The organism is Actinomadura craniellae (assembly GCF_003289645.1).
GTDB lineage: Bacteria > Actinomycetota > Actinomycetes > Streptosporangiales > Streptosporangiaceae > Actinomadura_D > Actinomadura_D craniellae.
Map to the genome: position 1 here is coordinate 294,359 of NZ_QLYX01000004.1, position 19,438 is coordinate 313,796.

The 19,438-nt window shown below is 72.0% G+C and carries 18 protein-coding genes; 12 read left to right on the forward strand and 6 right to left on the reverse strand.

From position 1 onward, the window contains the following. The first annotated feature begins 84 nt into the window (after window positions 1–84). Window positions 85–738 (forward strand): ComEA family DNA-binding protein, encoded by a 654-nt coding sequence (locus DPM19_RS10960; protein WP_158566754.1) that lies wholly within the window; start codon window positions 85–87, stop codon window positions 736–738. 37 nt (window positions 739–775) lie between these two features. Next, window positions 776–1,510: a ComEA family DNA-binding protein gene (locus tag DPM19_RS10965; protein WP_199484983.1), complete on the forward strand. Its 735-nt coding sequence runs from the start codon at window positions 776–778 to the stop codon at window positions 1,508–1,510. Here the strand turns inward: DPM19_RS10965 and nuoH are convergent. From nuoH to DPM19_RS10985, 4 genes are read right to left on the reverse strand one after another with little or no spacing between them, the layout of a single operon-like run. After that, window positions 1,507–2,475, reverse strand: a complete 969-nt coding sequence (gene nuoH / locus DPM19_RS10970) for an NADH-quinone oxidoreductase subunit NuoH (protein ID WP_111865751.1) — start codon at window positions 2,473–2,475, stop codon at window positions 1,507–1,509. The genes DPM19_RS10965 and nuoH overlap by 4 nt on opposite strands. Further along, entirely contained in the window at window positions 2,468–3,046 is a 579-nt protein-coding gene (locus DPM19_RS10975; RefSeq protein WP_111865753.1) for an NADH-quinone oxidoreductase subunit C, read from the reverse strand. Before DPM19_RS10975 ends, nuoH begins: the two co-directional genes overlap by 8 nt. A gap of 4 nt (window positions 3,047–3,050) precedes the next feature. Further along, window positions 3,051–4,238 (reverse strand): NADH-quinone oxidoreductase subunit B, encoded by a 1,188-nt coding sequence (locus tag DPM19_RS36935; RefSeq protein ID WP_111865756.1) that lies wholly within the window; start codon window positions 4,236–4,238, stop codon window positions 3,051–3,053. Between the two features lie 48 nt (window positions 4,239–4,286). Further along, window positions 4,287–4,658: an NADH-quinone oxidoreductase subunit A gene (locus DPM19_RS10985; RefSeq protein WP_111865759.1), complete on the reverse strand. Its 372-nt coding sequence runs from the start codon at window positions 4,656–4,658 to the stop codon at window positions 4,287–4,289. 248 nt (window positions 4,659–4,906) lie between these two features. Between DPM19_RS10985 and DPM19_RS10995 the strand changes: the two genes are divergently transcribed. The 7 genes from DPM19_RS10995 (at window position 4,907) to DPM19_RS11020 (ending at window position 12,753) form a co-directional block, all read left to right on the forward strand. Next, the gene (locus tag DPM19_RS10995; protein WP_158566755.1) at window positions 4,907–6,061 is read left to right on the forward strand and encodes a hypothetical protein; all 1,155 of its coding nucleotides are present in this window, start codon (window positions 4,907–4,909) and stop codon (window positions 6,059–6,061) included. A 119-nt stretch (window positions 6,062–6,180) separates the two neighbouring features. Next, entirely contained in the window at window positions 6,181–7,515 is a 1,335-nt protein-coding gene (locus DPM19_RS11000) for a hypothetical protein (RefSeq protein ID WP_146778816.1), read from the forward strand. A 312-nt stretch (window positions 7,516–7,827) separates the two neighbouring features. Beyond that, window positions 7,828–7,890, forward strand: coding sequence for a putative leader peptide (locus DPM19_RS37055; protein ID WP_407642513.1), 63 nt, complete (start codon window positions 7,828–7,830; stop codon window positions 7,888–7,890). 275 nt (window positions 7,891–8,165) lie between these two features. Continuing rightward, window positions 8,166–10,004, forward strand: a complete 1,839-nt coding sequence (locus tag DPM19_RS11005) for a 2-oxoacid:acceptor oxidoreductase subunit alpha (RefSeq protein ID WP_111865770.1) — start codon at window positions 8,166–8,168, stop codon at window positions 10,002–10,004. Next, the gene (locus DPM19_RS11010; RefSeq protein ID WP_111865772.1) at window positions 9,997–11,055 is read left to right on the forward strand and encodes a 2-oxoacid:ferredoxin oxidoreductase subunit beta; all 1,059 of its coding nucleotides are present in this window, start codon (window positions 9,997–9,999) and stop codon (window positions 11,053–11,055) included. Before DPM19_RS11005 ends, DPM19_RS11010 begins: the two co-directional genes overlap by 8 nt. Window positions 11,056–11,524: 469 nt before the next feature. Next, a complete protein-coding gene (locus DPM19_RS11015) occupies window positions 11,525–12,190 on the forward strand; it encodes a SecDF P1 head subdomain-containing protein (RefSeq protein ID WP_146778817.1) in 666 nt (221 codons plus the stop codon). Continuing rightward, a complete protein-coding gene (locus tag DPM19_RS11020) occupies window positions 12,187–12,753 on the forward strand; it encodes a SecDF P1 head subdomain-containing protein (protein WP_111865778.1) in 567 nt (188 codons plus the stop codon). Before DPM19_RS11015 ends, DPM19_RS11020 begins: the two co-directional genes overlap by 4 nt. On the opposite strand, the gene DPM19_RS11025 is transcribed toward DPM19_RS11020, so the two are convergent. After that, on the reverse strand, window positions 12,737–14,428 hold the full coding sequence (locus tag DPM19_RS11025) for an MDR family MFS transporter (protein ID WP_233510033.1): 1,692 nt from the start codon (window positions 14,426–14,428) through the stop codon (window positions 12,737–12,739). The genes DPM19_RS11020 and DPM19_RS11025 overlap by 17 nt on opposite strands. A 97-nt stretch (window positions 14,429–14,525) precedes the next feature. Between DPM19_RS11025 and DPM19_RS11030 the strand changes: the two genes are divergently transcribed. From DPM19_RS11030 to DPM19_RS11040, 3 genes are all read left to right on the forward strand, one after another. Next, window positions 14,526–15,134: a TetR/AcrR family transcriptional regulator gene (locus tag DPM19_RS11030; protein WP_111865781.1), complete on the forward strand. Its 609-nt coding sequence runs from the start codon at window positions 14,526–14,528 to the stop codon at window positions 15,132–15,134. Window positions 15,135–15,223: 89 nt separating this feature from the next. Beyond that, window positions 15,224–17,689 (forward strand): alpha/beta fold hydrolase, encoded by a 2,466-nt coding sequence (locus DPM19_RS11035; protein ID WP_111865783.1) that lies wholly within the window; start codon window positions 15,224–15,226, stop codon window positions 17,687–17,689. Beyond that, complete coding sequence (locus tag DPM19_RS11040) at window positions 17,673–18,527, forward strand: ABC transporter permease (RefSeq protein WP_111865786.1); 855 nt, start codon at window positions 17,673–17,675, stop codon at window positions 18,525–18,527. The genes DPM19_RS11035 and DPM19_RS11040 overlap by 17 nt, the downstream gene beginning before the upstream one ends. Here the strand turns inward: DPM19_RS11040 and DPM19_RS11045 are convergent. Next, window positions 18,524–19,012 (reverse strand): isochorismatase family protein, encoded by a 489-nt coding sequence (locus DPM19_RS11045; protein ID WP_158566756.1) that lies wholly within the window; start codon window positions 19,010–19,012, stop codon window positions 18,524–18,526. The two genes, DPM19_RS11040 and DPM19_RS11045, sit on opposite strands and share 4 nt — an antisense overlap. Window positions 19,013–19,438 lie beyond the last annotated feature (426 nt).

Genomic DNA, 19,438 nt, shown 5'->3' on the forward strand with positions numbered 1-19,438 from the left:
CGGCCGCCCCGAGTGTGGCGGCCCCCGCACGCCGGGCCGCCGGTCCCCCGGCCGCCGATGCCACCGCCGATCCACCCCCCACCGGTGCCTTCCGTGCCTCCGCCGCCACCCGGTGAGACGAGCGGGGTGCTGTGGGCGCTGGTCCCGTTCCTGAGCTACGGCTTCGGTACTCCCTTCTCGTTCGGGTACGCCGCGCTGCGGCGCCGCTCGGCCGGGCTGGGCGTGGCCGCCGGGGGGTACGGCCTCGGCACGGTCGGGGCGATCGCGCTGATGTCCGTGGGGCATCCGGGGGCGATCTTCCTCGCCCTCCTGCTGATGACGTTCCTGTGCGTCACCGGGACCGTGCACTCCTTCGTGGTGCGCGGTTCGGTGTTCCCGCGGGAGCAGTCCGGCAACTGGCGCAACAAGCAGGCGATCGGCGTGGCGAAGTACCGCATGATGCTCCGCCAGGAGGCCCGCACCCTGGTCCGCGACGACCCCGCCCTGGCGCACGAGCTGCGGATCGGCCGGCCCGACCTGCCCCGCGGCTACGACGACGGCGGGCTGATCGACGTCAACCACGCCCCGGCCGCGACGCTGGCGATGCTGCCGGGGCTGACCCCTGAACTGGTCGAACGGATCGTCCAGAAGCGCACGGAGCAAGGCGGCTTCGTCTCGGTCGAGGAGCTCGCGCTCGACGCCGACCTGCCGCCCGAACTGGTCCAGCGCCTCGGCGAGTACGCGATCTTCCTTCCCTAGCAGGGTTGTCCGGCACCGGAAAGGGGCGGACTGCACCGTGAGCCTCGCGAAGACGCTGCCCCGGGTGATCTTGAGCCACCTCTGGGCGCTCACCCCCATCCTGTCGGGCGGCTTCCTGACGTTCGTGGTCCACGTGATCGCGGCCGGCCGGCTGCGATCCGTCTGGCAGTGGGTCTCCGTGGGCGGTTACGTGGCGCTGTTCGCGGCGCTGGTGGCGCTCTCCGACGCCGCGGACGGGACCACCCGGGACCACCTGTTCTCGGGAGCCCTCGCCGCGATGATGTTCGGCGGGTCGCTCCACGCGTACGTGATCCGGAGGCGGGTGTTCTTCCACCCGGTCCCGTCCCCGTCCGTGGGATCGCCGTCCCCTAAGGACACGACGGCCCTACGGCGCCCTCCGCCGCACCTCGTGCCCGCGCCGGCGGAGCCGTCGTCCCTCCAGGTCGCGGCCGAACAGGCCCGCCGACGGCTGGACGCCCGGGCGGAGGCGCGGGCGCTGGCGGCGTCCGATCCGGCCCTGGCCCGCGAACTGGGGATCGGTCGGCCCGACCTGCCGCGCGGCTACGACGACGGCGGGCTGGTGGACGTCAACCACTGCCCGCCGGAGGTGCTGGCGACCCTGCCGGGGCTGACGCCGGAGCTGGTCGAGCGGGTCGTCCGGGCCCGGGAGGAGTGTGGCGGGTTCGTCTCGGTGGAGGAGTTGTCGGTGCTGGCCGAGTTGCCGCCGCGGCTCACGCCCCGGCTGGCCGAGCAGACGATCTACCTGAGCTAGCCGGAGATCGCGACCTTGACGACGCCGGTGAGGGCGAGCTGGGCCAGCGACAGCGGGACGAGGACCCCCCAGGCGAGCCTCTGGAGCTGGTCCTCGCGCATCCGGGGATAGCTGACGCGGAGCCAGATCACCACGAAGGACAGCGCGAAGACCTTGGTCAGCGTCCACAGCCAGCCCAGCTCGGCGTCCAGGAACGGGCCCTTCCAGCCGCCCAGGAACAGCACCGCGGTCAGCGCCGACAGCACCACGATGCCCGCGTACTCGGCCAGCAGGAAGAACGCGAAGCGCAGGCCGCCGTACTCGGTGTACGGGCCGAAGATGATCTCGGAGTCGGCCACCGGCATGTCGAACGGCGGGCGGCGCAGCTCGGCCAGGCCCGCGACGAAGAACACCACCGCGCCGACCGCCTGCCAGGGCAGCCACCACCAGCGCCACTCCTCGACCACGCCGGACAGCGACAGGGTGCCCGCCGCCATCGCCACCGAGGACGCCGCGAAGACCATCGGCAGCTCGTACGACATCAGCTGGGCGGCCACCCGCATGCCGCCGAGCAGCGAGTACTTGTTGGCGCTCGCCCAGCCGGCCATGATCGCGCCGATCACGCCGACGCCCATCACGGCGAGGGCGAAGAACAGGCCCAGCCCGAGGTCCAGCACCACCTGGCCGTCCGGGCCGACCGGTATCACCGCCAGCGCCACCAGGTACGGGACCAGCGCCACCGCGGGGGCCAGCTTGAAGATCCGCCGGTCCGCGTCCCGCGGGACGACGTCCTCCTTCTGGGCGAACTTGACGCCGTCGGCGACGAGCTGCGCCCAGCCGTGGAACCCGCCCGCGTACATCGGGCCGAGCCGGCCCTGCATGTGCGCCATGACCTTGTGCTCGGCCTGGCCGACGAGCAGCGGCAGCACGGCGAACGCGGCCGCCAGCCCCAGCAGCTTGAGCACGACCTCCAGCACCTCAGGCACCCTCGTCTTCCGCGTCGGGGCGGGCGGGCCGCCGCGGACCCCAGTCCTCCGGGACGCCCGGCGGGAGCATGCGGCGCCGGCTGGGGGCGCCGTGGCCGGACTCGCCGGGCTCCTTGGCGCCGGGCCACGGCTTGGCGACCCGGGCGGCCAGCACGAACTCCTTGCGCAGCGGGTGCCCCTCGAACCCGTCGGGGAGCAGCAGCGGCCGCAGTCCCGGGTGCCCGTCGAAGACCACGCCGAACATCTCGTGCGTCTCGCGCTCGTGCCAGTTCGCGCCCCGGTAGACGCCCGTGGCGGTGGCCAGCCGGGGGTCCTCCCGGGGTACCCGGGTGCGGACCAGCAGGTGGTGGCCGTGTTCCAGGGAGTGCACGTGGGCGACCACCGAGAAGCCCTCGGCCAGCTCGTCGACGCCGGTCAGCCAGTCGAAGTAGCCGCAGCCCAGCTCGTCGCGGGCGAACTCCAGCGCCGCCGGCCAGTCGCCGGGCGGGACGTCCACGGTCAGCCCGCCGAAGCTCTCCTCCAGGGTCGCCTCTCCGCCGAACCTTTCCGTCCACGCGGTGCGCAGATCCACCGGGTCACCGCCCGTCCTCGTCGTCCGCCAGTCCCGGGATGATCGTGGGGTCGTGTCCGGGCCGCTTCCGCCTGGACCCCTTCTCCTGCCGCGGCGGCTCTCCTTCGGCCGGGACGACGGGGAGCCGGTCGGTCGCCATCAGGTCCGGCGGAGTGTACGCCCCGGGCTCGTCCCCGCCACTTCGGTCCGCCGGAGACGGTCGCGAGTCCTGCGCGCCCTGGTCGTCGGGGAGCGGCGTCAGATCCTGGGTGCGCTGGTCGCCCGGAAGCGGCCGCAGGTCCTGGGTGCGTTGCTCGTCGGGAGGCGGTCGCAGGTCTTGCTCACCCTGGCCGTCCGGGAGCGGTGTCAGGTCCTGCGTGCGCTGGTCGTCCGGCGCGGCCACGGGTTCCTCGTCCCGGAGGGGGCGCAGGTCCTGGGTGCGCTGGTCGTCCGGGTTCGGGACGACCGTCAGTTCCTCGGTGAGCCGGGAGTCCGGGTCCGGGACGATCGTGAGTTCCTCGGTGTGCCGGGCGTCCTCGGCGGGGTCGGGGCCGAAGAGGTCCAGCCCGTCGAGGAGGGGGTCGGCCGCCGTCATCTCGCTGCCCGGCTCGGGCGCCTCCGGGAGCGGCGGCGGGGGGAGCGGCGGGCGGCGCAGCACGGTGGCCGGCATCGGCCGCGGCGGGGGCGGCGGGCTGACCGGTTCGCCGGACCGGCCGTAGCGCTCCCCCAGCGACTCCGCCGCGATCTTCTCCTGGAGGTGGACGATGCCGTGCAGCAGCGCCTCGGGGCGGGGCGGGCAGCCGGGGACGTACACGTCCACCGGGATGATCTGGTCGACGCCCTTGGTCACGCAGTAGGAGTCCCAGTACGGGCCGCCGCAGTTGGAGCAGGCGCCGAACGAGATCACGTACTTCGGCTCGGGCATCTGCTCGTACAGCCGTTTGATCGCCGGAGCCATCTTGTCGCTGACCGTCCCAGAGACGACCATCAGGTCGGCCTGCCGGGGGCCAGGGGCGAACGGGATGACCCCGAGCCGGATGAAGTCGTGCCGGCTCATCGAGGTGGCGATGAACTCGATCGCGCAGCAGGCGAGCCCGAAGTTGAAGACCCAGAGCGAGTAACGCCGGCCCCAGTTGAGCACGAACTTGACCGGCTTGGGCGCCAGCCGCGACAGCGGCCCGACGCTCGGCTCAGGCAGATCGACGGTACCCACAACAAGCATTCTTGCGCGCCGGAACCATGATCGACTCTGTGCCCCGCGTCAAACCCAGGAGAGGACGCCCTTCTTCCACGCGTACACCAGCCCGGTCGCCAGGAATCCGAGGAACACGAACATCTCGCCCAGGGTGGTGAATCCGTACCCGGGAGCCGCGAACACCGTCGCCCAGGGGAACAGGAAGACCGCGTCGACCGCGAACACCACGTACAGGTAGGCGAAGACGTAGTAGCGCACGTAGGACTGCGCCCAGCCCTCGCCGACGGGGTCGACCCCGCACTCGTAGGTGGTCAGTTTCTCCGGTGTCGGCCGGTGCGGGCGCAGCAGGCGGTTGGCGGCCAGCCCTCCGCCGACGATCAAGCCGCCCACCAATATCAAAACGACAACGATTATGTACGAACCGAAGTAGTCATCCACGCACGCCTCCCCGGATCATGCTCTGACCAGTATTCCGGGGAGTTCTGCGGAGTTCTACCGAAGGCGGATCCGTTCGGCACAGATGAACGTCCAAGCCGTTAGACCACATTGCCTGCCCTATGCGCCACACTAGGGACGTATTACGGCTAGTTCGCCTGGAAGGTACGTGCTGCATGAGTAGCCCACCACCCCCGCCCGGCTGGACCCCTCCGTCCGGCCAGCCTTGGCCGCCCGCAGGTCCGGGCGGCATGCCCCCCGGTCCGCCCGGCGGCATGCCGGGTGGCATGCCCGGCCAGCCCGGCTTCGGCCCGGGAATGCCGCCGCCCCCGCCGCGGCGTTCCAGCAGTGCTCCGCTCGTCCTGGCTCTGCTCGGCGGCGGTTTCATCATCATCGTCATCATCGTGGTGGTACTGGCCTTCACGGTCTTCAACACCAACCAGATGTCCGACACCGAGAAGCTCACCGCCGCCGCCCGGAACCTGTCCACGGCCAAGGCGATGACGCTGAACGGCACGTTCGGTTCCGCCTCCAACCAGTTCACCGGCGAGCTGAAGGTCACCTCGGGCGGTCGCCAGACCGGCCAGGTCACCTGGGGCAGCCACCGGGTGACGATCCTGCAGGCGGACGGCAACTTCTTCGCCAAGGGCAACCGGGCGTTCTGGACCGACAAGGGCCGCTACACCGGTGACGCCGAGTTCCTGAACACCGGCGAGCACTGGGGCCGGCTCGAGTCGTTCTCGATGCCGATCGGCTTCAAGGACAACCTGACCACGACCGCGATCGTCAACCGGATGCGCCAGCTCACCCGCTACAGCATCCGCTCGTCGGAGCGGACGACGCTCAAGGGCGAGGACGTCGACAAGATCACGACCTTCAGCGCCACCTACTACCTGACCACCGACGACGAGCCGCAGCTGGTCCGGATCGAGAGCACCTCCTCCCCGACCATCTCGGCCGACGTCAAGGTCCAGGGCTCCAGCGACGGCGCGGGTACGATCAGCGAGATCCGCTCCCGCATCGGCGAGCTCAAGGACTCCTTCGACCCGACCAAGAACCCGCGGGTCCAGGAGTGGAGCAAGGGCGGCTGCAACGCCTCGGGCTGCCCGGTGCGCGCCAAGGTCTGGACCGTGCGCGGTTCCTCGTCCTCGGTGCTGGTGAACGTGCACTTCACGATCACCGCCGACACCCGGACCGGCCGGCACCTGGGCGACTGCACCACCTCGGTGACCATCACCGGCATCGACGGCGTGTGGGCCGAGTGCCGGGTCACCAGCAGCGCCTGGACGAGCTGGTTCAACGCCGGCAGCGGCACCAAGACGTGGTGGAAGCACGCCGACCTCACCGCGGCCGGCGCCTCCGAGGGCGATATCACGACCATGCAGAACGCGCTCGACCGCGAGTGACCCTGGTGGCGAGACGCCGCCGGCCCCGGATCGGGGTCGGCGGCGTTCTTGTTGGCGGCCCGCCGTGAGCAACCGTAAGGTCAGGCGAGTCGAGTGAACGGCCGGACGGCGGAGCAGCGATGAGCAGTGAACACGGGGGACCGCCGCGAGGTGGACCGTACGGCCCGCCGGCGCAGGCACCCGGTATGCCGGGGCGGGCGGCCGGGGGCGGGTACGGGCCACCTCCCGGTGCCGCCCGGGAACACCCGGCCGGAAACGGGTACCAGGCGGTCGCGGCTCCCGGGCGTTCACGGCAGGGGCCGCCGCCGGGGTTCGGGGCACCGCGGGGCGGCCCGGAGGGCCCGCGCCGGCGGCGCGAGCGCAACGTCCCGCTGCTGGTGGGGGCGATCGGCGGCGGAATACTGCTGCTCGTGGCGACCACCGTGCTGGTGATCTCGCTCCGCGCGGACGACGACGGCGACCCCGGGGGCGCGAACCGGAACGGCACCGGCCCGGCGGCCGGTTCCGGCGGTGACCGGCGGGTGAGCCGGGCCGTCCGCACCCTGAACGCCACCCCCGGCATGAACTACACCGGCACCCTCTCCTCCGCCGGGGACGACATGCAGGTGCGGCTCTCGATGACCAAGGGCGGGTCGGGAACGGGCACGCTGACGGCGTCCGGCCGGCGGATCGACGTGCTCGTCGCGGACGGCGCCACCTACCTGCGAGCCGACAGCGCGTTCTGGCGGGCGCGGCCCGGCACCGCCGCCACCCCGGGGGATTTCGCCGGCCGGTGGACCAAGGCCCCCGCGAGCGCCCTCGGCTTCGACCTCGAGGACGCCCTGGCCCCCGCCGAGATCGGCCGGCGGCTGCGGCCCGCGCGGCCCGCGGCCCGGACCGAGAACATCAACGGGGTCCCGGCGTTCCGGGTGCCCACGGCCCGCGGCGACCACTATTTCGCGGCCGCCGCCCCGCACCGGCTGCTGCGCATCCGCAGCGGTACCCTCCGGGTCGACGCCGACCCGGCCACCGACATGAGCGCAGTCTTCCCCGAGTTGCGCGACCGGATCCGGCGGCTCTCCGGCGCCCGCGACCCCGCCGTGCGCTTCCAGGCCCAGGGGAAGCTCCAGTTCAGCAACTGCAACAACAACGTCAGCGGCTGCACCCTGAAGATGACCGCGGCCAGCCTGTCGCCCGGCGCCGAGGGCAGGGTGCGCGCCGTCATGATCGGGACGATCACCGTCGGGCGGCGCGCCCTCGGCACCTGCACCGCGGGCAAGCCGCTCACGTCCACCACCGTCGATCTGAGCTGCACCGTGCGCAGCCAGGGCTGGCAGACGTGGATGCAGCGGGCGCGCACCACACCGGGCACGCACCGCTATGCCGCCCAGGCCCGGGTGGTGGCCGAGGCCGTGTCGGCCGCCGACGTAGCGGCCCTGCTGGCCCGCATCGACCGCGAAGAGCGTGGCGGCTGACCCGACGAGCGAGCGGAGCGAGCCGTGAGGGACGAGCGGGCCGCGCAGCGAGCGAGGAAAGGTCAGCCGCAGGCAAGCACAGCTGACCCGACGAGCGAGCGGAGTGGGTCCGGCCCGCGCGGCGAGCGAGCCGTACGGTGGATGATGTGGGTCGGTTAGGGTGAACTTATTCGGTCCTGTCCGCGTACTGAGCGGTAACGGCCCCGGCCGGTCAGGGCTGAGGGCGCGCGAACTATAGTGCGGGACGTGACTGCCGCCACGTCTCCGGGAGATCGGGGAGAAGCGCCCGCCTCCCGGCACCGCCAGGTGGTGATGCCCCTGCTCAGCCGTCGGCTGCACGTGGATCTCTGTCGGCTGGCGAGCGCCCTGTGTTGACCCCTCGCCCGGCGTCCTGAACCCCCGGCCCGGCAGGGTCGGCCTCAGGAGCCGGTATTCCGTGTTCGGCGTGATCGGGCGCCGGGAGAACCGACCGTGAGCCACCGCAAGGGCTCGCACGGAACGCCCGGCCGCATGATCCAGCCCACACCGGAAACCGGAACTCTCCTTACGTACCGGACATAACATCAAAGGTAAGCCTAAGTAGCGCCCAGACCCGGGCACCTCCCCCGGGTCGGTGCTGCGTGTCGAGGAGGTCTTCCTCTGTGACCAATGTGACCAAACAGGTCCAGCAACTCGACCGGGTCATCATCCGCTTCGCCGGCGACTCAGGCGACGGCATGCAACTGACCGGCGATCGCTTCACCCAGGAAACCGCGTCGTTCGGCAACGACCTCTCCACGCTGCCGAACTTCCCCGCCGAGATCCGTGCACCCGCAGGCACGCTTCCCGGCGTCTCCAGCTTCCAACTGCACTTCGCCGACCACGACATCCTGACGCCCGGCGACGCCCCCGACGTGCTGGTCGCCATGAACCCGGCCGCGCTCAAGGCCAACCTCGGTGACCTGCCGCGCGGCGCCGGACTGATCGTCAACACCGACGAGTTCACCAAGCGCAACCTGGCCAAGGTCGGGTACGCGGCGAACCCGCTGGAGGGCGAGGTGCTCGCCGAGTACCGGGTGCACGCCCTGCCGCTGACCTCGATGACGGTCGGCGCGCTGGGTGACTTCGACATCTCCAAGAAGGACGCCGAGCGGGCCAAGAACATGTTCGCTCTCGGCCTGCTGTCGTGGATGTACAACCGGCCGACCGAGGGCACCCTGAACTTCCTGGAACGGAAGTTCGCCAAGAAGCCCGAGATCATGAAGGCCAACATCGCGGCCTTCCAGGCCGGCTGGAGCTACGGCGAGACCACCGAGGCGTTCTCGGTGCAGTACGAGGTCCGGCCGGCCGAGCAGGAGCCGGGGCTCTACCGCAACATCACCGGCAACGTGGCGCTGGCCTACGGGCTGGTCGCCGCCGGGCAGCGGAGCGGGCTGCCGGTCTTCCTGGGCTCGTACCCGATCACCCCGGCCTCCGACATCCTGCACGAGCTGTCCAAGCACAAGCGGTTCGGCGTGCGGACGTTCCAGGCCGAGGACGAGATCGCGGCGGCCGGCGCGGCGCTGGGCGCGTCGTTCGGCGGCTCGCTGGGGGTGACCACCACCTCCGGGCCCGGGATCGCGCTGAAGAGCGAGACCATCGGCCTGGCGGTCGCCACCGAGCTGCCGATGATCGTGATCGACGTGCAGCGGGCCGGGCCGTCCACCGGGCTGCCCACCAAGACCGAGCAGGCCGACCTGCTCCAGGTGCTGTACGGCCGCAACGGCGAGGCGCCCGTTCCGGTAGTCGCCCCGCAGTCGCCGTCCGACTGCTTCGACGCCGCCCTGGAGGCCGCCCGGATCGCGGTGAAGTACCGCACTCCGGTGGTCCTGCTGTCGGACGGGTACCTGGCCAACGGCTCCGAGCCGTGGCTGCTCCCCGACGTCGAGTCGCTGCCGCGGATCGACCCCGAGTTCGCCGCGGCGGGCCAGGAGGACTTCCAGCCGTTCAAGCGGGATCCCGAGACGCTGGCCCGGCCGTGGGCCGTGCCCGGCACCCCGGGGCTGGAGCACCGGATCGGCGGCCTGGAGAAGGCCGACGGCTCGGGCAACATCTCCTACGACCCCGACAACCACGATCTGATGACCCGGCTCCGCCAGGCCAAGATCGACGGAATCGCCAACGACATCGCGCCGTTGCGGGTCGACGACCCGGACGGGGCCCGGGTTCTGGTGCTCGGCTGGGGGTGCACCTACGGGTCCATCTCGGCGGCCGTCCGCCGGGTGCGCCGGGCGGGCGGGCAGATCGCCCAGGCCCACCTGCGGCACCTGAACCCGTTCCCGGCCAACCTCGCCGAGGTGCTCCGGTCCTACGACAAGGTCGTGGTGCCGGAGATCAACCTCGGCCAGCTCGCCCTGCTGCTGCGGGGCAAGTACCTCGTCGACGTGATCAGCTACAACCGCATGCGTGGCCTGCCGTTCAAGGCGGAGGAGCTCGCGGGCGTCATCCAGGATGTGATCGACAGTGACTGAACTGCTCAACGGTGACGGCGCGCTGTCGCTGGTGCCCAAGACCGACGTCAAGCAGACCGCCAAGGACTTCAAGACCGACCAGGAGGTGCGCTGGTGCCCCGGGTGCGGTGACTACGCCATCCTGGCCGCCGTGCAGGGCTTCCTGCCGGAGCTGGGGCTGCGCCGCGAGAACATCACGTTCGTCTCGGGCATCGGCTGCTCGTCGCGGTTCCCGTACTACATGAACACCTACGGGTTCCACTCGATCCACGGCCGGGCGCCGGCGATCGCGACCGGGCTGGCCGCCTCCCGGCCCGACCTGTCGGTGTGGGTGGTGACGGGTGACGGTGACGCGCTGTCGATCGGCGGCAACCACCTGATCCACGCGCTGCGCCGCAACGTGAACCTGAAGATCCTGCTGTTCAACAACCGGATCTACGGGCTGACCAAGGGCCAGTACTCGCCCACCTCCGAGGTCGGCAAGATCACCAAGTCGACACCGATGGGGTCGCTGGACTCGCCGTTCAACCCGATCTCGCTGGCGATCGGCGCGGAGGGCACGTTCGTGGCCCGCACGATCGACTCCGACCGCAAGCACCTGCAGTCGGTGCTGCGGGCGGCGGCCCAGCACGAGGGCACCGCGCTGGTGGAGATCTACCAGAACTGCAACATCTTCAACGACGGCGCCTTCGACCCGCTCAAGGACGCCGCGGTCCGCGACGACGTCACCGTCCGGCTGGAGCACGGCGAGCCGATCCTGTTCGGCGCCGAGCGGCAGAAGGCCCTGGTGCGCGGCGCGAACGGCGGGTTCGAGGTGGCGGAGGCGGCCGACGTCGACCCCGCGTCGATCGTGGTGCACGACGCGCACAACCCCGACCCGTCGCAGGCGTTCGCGCTGTCGCGGCTCGACTCGCCGGCCTTCGAGCACACCCCGATCGGGATCTTCCGGCAGGTGGCGCGGCCGTCGTACGACCAGTTGATGCGCGAGCAGATGGAGGAGGCGGTGGAGCAGCAGGGCCCGGGCGACCTGGCCGCGCTGCTCGGCAGCGGCGACACCTGGCGCATCGGCTGAGCCGACCGAGGGAGCGGAGTGGGCCGTGAGGAACGAGCGGCCCGCGCAGCGACCGAGGAGGCTCAGCCGATAACAGGCACGCCTGAGCCGACCGAGGGAGTTCATCGGAGGCCCGGTACCTACGGTAGGTGCCGGGCCTCCGGCTCGCTGTTAACATCCTGGCCGCCCGCACGTTTCCTGCGCGGGGTTCGATCGCGGCGTGGACGGGTGACGATTCCCCTGCCGGGTAAAGCCTCCACATCGTGTTGGCCAACTGCCAGACTGAAAAAGAGACCGAGCGGGAGAGGTGACGATGTCGGGGGTACGGCGCCGCAGGCAGGCGGCTTCGGAGCGACGGCCCGCACCCGTGCCGGACCCGTCTCCCGTCCGGGACGAGCACTCCCGCGGCGGCGGCAGACGGCGCAGGCCGGACCGGCGCGGCTGGTGGCGGGGCCGCGGGCGCCGGCCGGCCCCGGCCGTGCGTCCGGTCATGACCGGCCCGCTGGATCCGGCCCAGCAGGAGATGCTGCAACGGACGCGCCGGATCGAGGCGCAACGGCAGGCCGTGGAGCGCAAGCGGTCCCGGCATGCGCAGGCCGTGGCCCGGCGCCGGCAGCGCCGGATGGTGGCCGAGCGCCGGCAGACGGCGGGCCGGCGCCGGGCGGGCCTGCTGACCATGGTGATCACTCTTGGTGTGCTGATCGCGGCCGTGGCGGTCAGCGGCGGGCTGATCGCGGCCTCCATGCTGGAGCGGCCCGAGCGGCTGGCCGCGCCGCTGCGCGTCTACCCCGTGGAGCAGGTCGTCCCGGGATCCTGCGTGGCCGGCACCCCGGGGCTCACCGGCCAGACCGCCGCCGGCGTGCATTGCTACCGGCTCTCCCAGGGGATCGCCATCTACGAGGTGACCGGTCTGCGGGTCCAGGACGGGCGCAATGCCCGTCCCGAGGTGTCGATCAGCCTGCTGTCGGCCGACCGGCGGGCCTTCGCCGACCTCACCCGGCGAACCGTCGGCCGGGAGGTGGCCTTCGTGGTGCGCGACCAGCTGATCACGGCGCCCCGGGTGGAGACCCCGGTGACCAGCGGCACGGTGGTGATCGCCGGGCAGTTCACCCGGACCGACGCGGTGAACCTGATCCGTGAGCTGAGGGGCCGATGATCGGATATGAGCCGGCTCCCCGCAACCGGAACGGGCTGGTCATCGGGCTGGTCTTCGGCGTACCGGTCCTGCTGGCGGTGGTCGTGCTCGGCGTGCTGCTGGCCGTCCAGGTGGGAGACGACGAGCCGGAGTTCGGGCCCGCGACGCTCCGGCAGCCGATCCAGCTCAGGCAGGTCAGCGCGGTGAATCCGCCTCCCTGCACGGGCGGCGCCGCCGCCTCGGCCGACGACGGCCAGTGCTACGTGCTGGGCAACGGCATGACGGTCCGGCAGGTCGCCGATCTCAAGGTGACGCAGCCCGGCCTCCAGCAGGGTGACGCGTCCTGGGCGCTGCTCATCAAGCTGCGCCCGGCCGACGTGCAGCCGTTCGCCGACCTGACCCGGCGGGTCTCCACCGCGCCGGCCGGCACGCCCGCGAACCGGCTGGCGATCCTCGTCGGCGACGGGGTCGTCTCGGCCCCCTCGGTGACGTCGGTGCTCACCAGCGGCGACGTCCAGATCTCCGGCACCTTCACCCGGGACGAGGCCTACCGGCTGGCCGCGCAGATCACCGGCTCTGCCTGACCCCGGCCGCCGTGGTGTGGCGGTGCCGCCGGAACCTGCCGGCCGGGGCCCGGCGGTGCCGGCCGGGGCCGTGGGAGCGGTGGTGCCGGGGCGAGACGGCCGGCAGCGGCTCGGGCACCGGCTCGACGCCGACCGCCTTGGGCTCGGGGACCTGGCGGGCCGACCGGAGCGGAAGCTCCTTGAGGGCGAACACCATGACGAGGCCGAGCAACGCGATCGGCACGCCGACCAGGAACACGGTCTGCATGGCTTCGGTGAAGGACTCCAGCACCATGTGCCGCAGCGGTTCCCCCAGCCCGTTGATCTGGTCGGGCGAGCCCAGGGCCACCCCGCCCGCGGGTAGCGGGAGCCGCGCGGCGCTCAGCCGTTCGGCGAGGCCGGAGCTCAGCCGGTCGGTCATGAGCGCGCCGAACCCGGCGACGCCCATCGACCCGCCGAGGCTGCGGAAGAAGGAGACCCCGGAGGTGGTGACGGCCATGTCCGGTAGCGCGGCGGCGTTCTGCGCGGCCAGGATCAGGTTCTGCATCGACATGCCGAGCCCGGAGCCGAGCAGGGCGATGTCGACGCCGATGACGGCGTAGGGGGTGTCGACGTGCAGGTGGGAGAGCAGGAAGAGGGCGCTGGCGACCAGCGCCAGCCCCACCATGGGGTAGATCTTCCAGCGGCCGGTGCGGCTCACCAGCCGCCCGGTGACCAGGGACGCCAGGAACATGCCCAGCACCATGGGCAGCGTCATCAGCCCTGAGGCGGTGGGCCGCATCCCCCGGACGATCTGGAGGTACTGCGGCAGGAAGATCATCGCCCCGAACATCGCGACGCCCAGGAACAGCGAGCTCAGTGACGCCAGCACGAACGTCCGGTTGCGGAACAGCCGGGGCGGCAGGATCGGTTCCCGGACGCGGCGCTCGGCGCCGATCGCCAGCGCGACCAGCGCGGCGACCAGCACGGCCAGCCCGTAGGTCCACCCGGAGTTCCAGGCGAACTCCTTGCCGCCCAGGGAGAGCAGCAGCATGAGCGTGCTTGCCCCGCCGGTGATGGCGAACGCGCCGAGCCAGTCGATCCGGGCGTCGCGGGTGTTCCGGGGCAGGTTGAGCACCTTCTGGATCACCACGAAGGCGATCGCGGCCAGCGGCACGCAGACGTAGAAGCACCAGCGCCAGCCCAGCCAGGAGGCGTCCACGATGAAGCCGCCGAGCAGCGGGCCGGCCACCGTGGCGACGCCGAAGACCCCGCCGACCACCCCGGCGTAGCGGCCGCGCTCGCGGGGCTCGACCACGTCGCCGAGGACCACCTGGACCAGGGCGGAGATGCCGCCGGCGCCCAGGCCCTGGATGGCGCGGGCGGCGATGAGCATCCCGATGCCCTGGGAGAGCCCGGCGGCCATCGAGCCCAGCACGAAGATCGCCAGGGCGCTCTGGAACATCAGCTTCCGGCCGTACAGGTCGGAGAGCTTGCCCCACAGCGGGGTGGAGGCCGTCATGGTGAGCAGCGCGGCGCTGGCCACCCAGGCGAACTGTTCCTGCCCGCCGAGCTCGCCCACGATGGTGGGCAGCGCGGTGGCCACCACCGAGGTGGAGACCATCGAGGTGAACAGGGCCAGGAGCAGGCCGATCAGGATCTCGCGAATTTGCCGCGGCGTGTACCGCACCCGGCCGCCGTCAACCGTCTGAACCACCCCGTGCCCCCTGCGAACCTGCCAGAAACATTACCTGCACTTAGCACACAATTATGTAGACGCCTGTTTACTTGTCAAGTCGGGGGATACTTGCCGGATGCAGGTCCACGAGCGACCGCGCCGTGACCGCGCGGCCACCCGGCGACGGTTGCTGGACACCGCCCGGGCGCTGTTCGCCGAACACGGCTACGACCACGTCTCCGTGCGGATGATCGCCGGGGCGGCGGGAGCGAACGTCGCCCTGATCAACCGCTACTTCGGGACGAAGGCCGCCCTCTTCGGCGAGGTGCTCGCCGAAGAGACGGAGCTGCGCCGGATCATCGAGGAGGGCGACCGGGCCGGGCTCCCCCGCCGGCTGGCCGAGCGGTTCGTCCGGCAGATCGAGTCCGGGCAGCTGAACCTGACGTCACGCCTCCTCGACCGCTCGATCGGCAGCGAGGAGGTCCAGCCGATCCTGCGGCAGCACATCGAGACCGTGCTGGCCGAGCCGCTGACCGCCCGGCTGGCGGAGGACGGCGGCGACGACGCCCGGGCCCGCGCCGCCCTCGCCGCGACGATCATCCTGGGCGGCGGGTCCGTCCGCCGGATGATCGGCCTCGCCGAACTGCGGGCCCTCGGCCCGGCGGTCCTCCTCGAGCGGCTCACCGCCATGTACGAGGCCGCCCTCGCCCCCGTCCCGGCGGAGGCGGTACGCCGCGCAGAGTAGAACCCGCCCCGGCGGTACGCCCGACGACGTACCGGGAAACGGTCCGACGGCGGACGATCAGGGTGCCCGGCACCCCTAGGCTCAAGGGCATGCACCTCCGGGGAATCCCGCGGCGCCGCGCCGCGCTCGTCCTCGCGGCCGCGCTCGTGCTGGGTGGTACCGCCTGGGGGCTGGCCGCCGGGGACGGGTCGCCGGTCACCGCGCACCAGCAGCGGATCCAGGTCGTCGACGGCCCGGGCGACGACCAGAAGGTCACCCTCGACACCACCTTCTTCCCCCCGGCGGGCGGCGGGAAGGCCCCGGCGATCATGCTCGCCCACGGGTTCGGCGGCTCCAAAGACGGGGTCCGCGCGGAGGCCGAGGAACTGGCCCGCGCCGGGTACGCCGTGCTGACCTGGTCGGCCCGGGGCTTCGGCCGGTCCACCGGGGAGATCGCGCTGAACTCCCCCGACTACGAGGTCAAGGACACCCGGCAACTGATCGACTGGCTGGCCAGGCGTCCCGAGGTGCGGCTCGACCGGCCGGGCGACCCCCGGGTGGGCATCGCCGGCGAGTCCTACGGCGGGGCCATCGCGCTGCTCACCGCCGGCCACGACCCCCGGGTGGACGCGATCGCCCCGCAGATCACCTGGCACGACCTCGCCGACGCGCTGTTCCCCCAGGCCACCGGCGCGGACCCCGAGCACGGCACGCTCAAGAAGCTGTGGGCGGGCATCTTCTTCACCGCCGGCGGCGAGGGCGACACCGCCTGCGGGCGCTTCCGGCCGGAACTGTGCCGGATGTACCAGCAGATCGCCGTCACCGGCCGCCCCACCGCGGAGGCCGTCGCGACGCTGCGCCGGTCGAGCCCCGCGGCCGTGGCCGGCCGGATCAAGGCACCGGCGCTGCTGGTCCAGGGGCAGGCCGACTCGCTGTTCCCGCTGGACCACGCCGACGCCAACGCCCGCGCCATCGCCGCGGCCGGCACGCCGGTCTCCGTCGTCTGGTTCCAGGGCGGCCACGACGGCGGCGAGCCGGAGACCGAACGGATCCGCGGGCTGGTCACCGGCTGGTTCGACCGCTGGCTGCGCGGCACCGGCGACGCCACACCCGGCTTCACCGTGACCCGGCCGGGCGGCATCGACTCCGGCAGCGGCGAAGTGGTCGTGCACACCGCCGAGACGGCGTCCTACCCGGGGCTGTCGGCGCGTCCCCGCACGGTCGCGCTGACCGGCCGGGAGCAGACCGTGTTCCACCCCGCGGGCGGCGTCCCCGCGTCGATCTCGGCGCTGCCCGGACTCGGCGCGCTGGGCAACCTGGGCCAGTTGGGCGGTGGCGGGATCCCCGGCGCGCCCGCCCTGGACATGCCCGGCCAGTCCGCCCGGTTCGACTCCGCCCCGCTCGGCGCGCCGCTGCGGCTGACCGGTGCCGCGAAGGTGCGCGTCAAGGTCGACCGGCCGGCCACCCTGTTCGCCAAGCTGTACGACGTGGCGCCGGGTGACCGGGCCGCGCCGGCCCGGCTGATCGCCGCCCCGGTGCGGGTGGAGAAGCCGGGCGAGATCGACGTCACACTGCCCGCGATGGACTACGAATTCGACCGCGGCCACCGGCTGCGGCTGGTGCTGGCCACCACCGACATGGGGTACGCCACCGCGCCCGAGCCCGCCGCCTACCGGGTGTCGGTCGTCTCCGGCCTGGCCGTGCCGACCGTCCCCGCGCTGGACTCCGCCCCGCCGACGCTGCCCTGGTGGGTCTGGGGCCTGCCGGCGGCCGCGCTGGCGGCGGCGCTGGCGATCGTGTTCGCCCGGCCCCGGCGCCGCACCGCCCCGGACCCCGAGCTCGCCGGCGTCCCGCTGGAGATCACCGGCCTCACCAAGGCGTACGCAGACGGGTACCGGGCGGTGGACGACCTGTCGTTCCGGGTGGAGAAGGGCCAGGTGCTGGGGCTGCTCGGCCCGAACGGCGCGGGCAAGACCACCACCCTGCGGATGCTGATGGGGCTGATCCACCCGGACGCCGGGGAGATCCGCATCTTCGGGCACGCCGTCGCGCCGGGCGCGCCCGTCCTGGCCCGGCTGGGCTCGTTCGTGGAGGGGCCCGGGTTCCTCCCCCACCTGTCCGGCCGCGACAACCTCGACCTCTACTGGCGGGCCACCGGCCGGCCGCCCGGCGAGGCGCACCTGGAAGAGGCGCTGGCCATCGCCGACCTCGGGGCCGCCCTCGACCGGCCGGTGCGGACCTACTCCCAGGGCATGCGGCAGCGACTCGCCATCGCCCAGGCCATGCTGGGCCTGCCGGACCTGCTCGTGCTCGACGAGCCCGCCAACGGGCTCGACCCGCCGCAGATCCGGGAGATGCGCGACGTGCTCGTCCGGTACGCCGCCGCGGGCCGCACGGTCATCGTCTCCAGCCATCTGCTCGCCGAGGTCGAGCAGACCTGCACGCACGTGGTCGTCATGTCGCGCGGGCGGTGGGTGGCGGCCGGGCCGGTGGCCGAGATCGTCGGCTCCCAGCGCCGGCTGGAGGACGCGTTCCTGGAGCTCATCGAGGAGGCGGCGAGTGACAACAGCGTCTGATCCCTCCGCCGGGTACGCGGTGCGCCGCACCCTGCCGCTGCGGGTGGAGTTCGTCCGCCAGTTGCGGCGGCGCCGCACCTCGGTGGCGTTCGCGATCCTGCTGGTGCTGCCCTGGGTGCTGGTCGTGGCGTTCCAGATCGGCGGCGACCCCGACGGGCCCGACGGTTTCCCCAGCCTGGTCGACGTGGCCACCTCCAGCGCGCTGAACTTCGCGCTGTTCACGCTGTTCGTCTCGGTGGGCTTCCTGCTGGTGGTGGCGGTGGCGCTGTTCTGCGGCGACACCGTGGCCAGCGAGGCCGGCTGGTCGTCGCTGCGCTACCTGCTGGCCGCCCCGGTGCCGCGCGCCCGGCTGCTGCGGCAGAAGCTGGTGGTGGCGCTCGGCTTCGCCACGACCGCCGTGGTCAGCCTGCCGCTGATGGCGCTGCTGGCGGGCACGGTGGCGTTCGGCTGGGGGGACGTGGAGTTGCCCACCGGCGGGACCGTCTCGGCGAGCACGGCGCTCGGCCGGATCGGCATCGTCGTCGGGTACGCGCTGGTCAGCCAGTTCGTGGTGGCCGCTCTGGCGTTCCTGCTGTCGGTCACCACCGACTCACCGCTGGGCGCGGTGGGCGGTGCGGTCGGGCTGGTGATCGTGAGCAACATCCTGGACGCGGTGACCGCGCTGGGCAGCTGGCGGGAGTTCCTGCCCTCGCACTGGATGTACGCCTGGATGGACGCCCTCCAGCCGACCGTCCAGTGGAACGGCATGATCAAGGGGACGGCGATCTCGCTCGCCTACTCGGTGATCCTGCTGGCGCTGGCGTTCCGGCGGTTCCGCGCCAAGGACATCGTCTCCTAGAGGGCTTCGACCACCTCGTCGGTGGTGCAGACCGTGCCCAGCGCGGGGAAGCTCTTGCCGACCGTCAGGTCGTGGGCCACCGGGTCGAACGCGGTCATGGCGTCTTCGACCAGGAACAGCTCGTAGCCGTACGTGCCGGCCGCCGTCCGCGCGGTGATCTCGACGGCGCCGTCGGTGGCGATGCCGGCGAGCACCAGCGCGGTGACGCCGCGCTCGCGCAGGTCGCCGTGCAGCCCGGTGCGCTCGAAAGCGTCCTGGGACTTCTTGGCGACGAGCAGGTCCGTTCCCCGGGGAAGCATCTCGTCGACCAGTTCGCTGGCGGCCGGCGGGCGCTCACCGCCCCAGTCGTGCTGCACGATCACGACCTGCGCCTGGTGCTCCCGGAACGCGTCGGCCAGCCGCATGGACTGCCGGACGACGTCCGCACCGCCGTACGGCTTGGTCTCCATGCCCACGATCCGGACCTGGAGATCGATCGCGATCAACGCTGTCCGTCGTGGGTCGATGACTATGTGGGGCATGACGCGGCATCCTACGGTCATGGGGGATTCTTCGACCGTAAGGCACGTCGCCCTGGCACTGCCAGGTGTGCAGGAGCGTCTGTCCTGGGGGCAGGCGACCGTCCGCGTATCGCACGGGATCTTCGATATCGGCCAAGAGTAGCAGCATGGATACTCTTTGTTATTTTTTGCTCGGCGAAAATCGGTCGAACCTGTCGTTCATGTCGCATAGGCTCGGCGAAACTGACGTGAGCGCCCCGCGTCGCACGCTAAATGAGCATGAGATCACTTCCGCGGCCCGGATTAGCGGGCAGCGGAAAGGGGGAGATGATCACCATGTCACGGCAGCAACTCGTCAAGCGACCGAGACCCCCTCGGCAGCCTGCTCCGATCGACCTTCGCACCCCTTCC

What these genes read in the sequence shown, in the direction of transcription:
- DPM19_RS11035 (WP_111865783.1), top strand. Translation starts at nt 15,224, where the DNA reads ATGCACCTCCGGGGAATCCCGCGGCGCCGCGCCGCGCTCGTCCTCGCG.
- DPM19_RS11030 (WP_111865781.1), top strand. Translation starts at nt 14,526, where the DNA reads ATGCAGGTCCACGAGCGACCGCGCCGTGACCGCGCGGCCACCCGGCGA.
- DPM19_RS10995 (WP_158566755.1), top strand. Translation starts at nt 4,907, where the DNA reads ATGCCCCCCGGTCCGCCCGGCGGCATGCCGGGTGGCATGCCCGGCCAG.
- DPM19_RS11020 (WP_111865778.1), top strand. Translation starts at nt 12,187, where the DNA reads ATGATCGGATATGAGCCGGCTCCCCGCAACCGGAACGGGCTGGTCATC.
- DPM19_RS11000 (WP_146778816.1), top strand. Translation starts at nt 6,181, where the DNA reads ATGAGCAGTGAACACGGGGGACCGCCGCGAGGTGGACCGTACGGCCCG.
- DPM19_RS11015 (WP_146778817.1), top strand. Translation starts at nt 11,525, where the DNA reads ATGACCGGCCCGCTGGATCCGGCCCAGCAGGAGATGCTGCAACGGACG.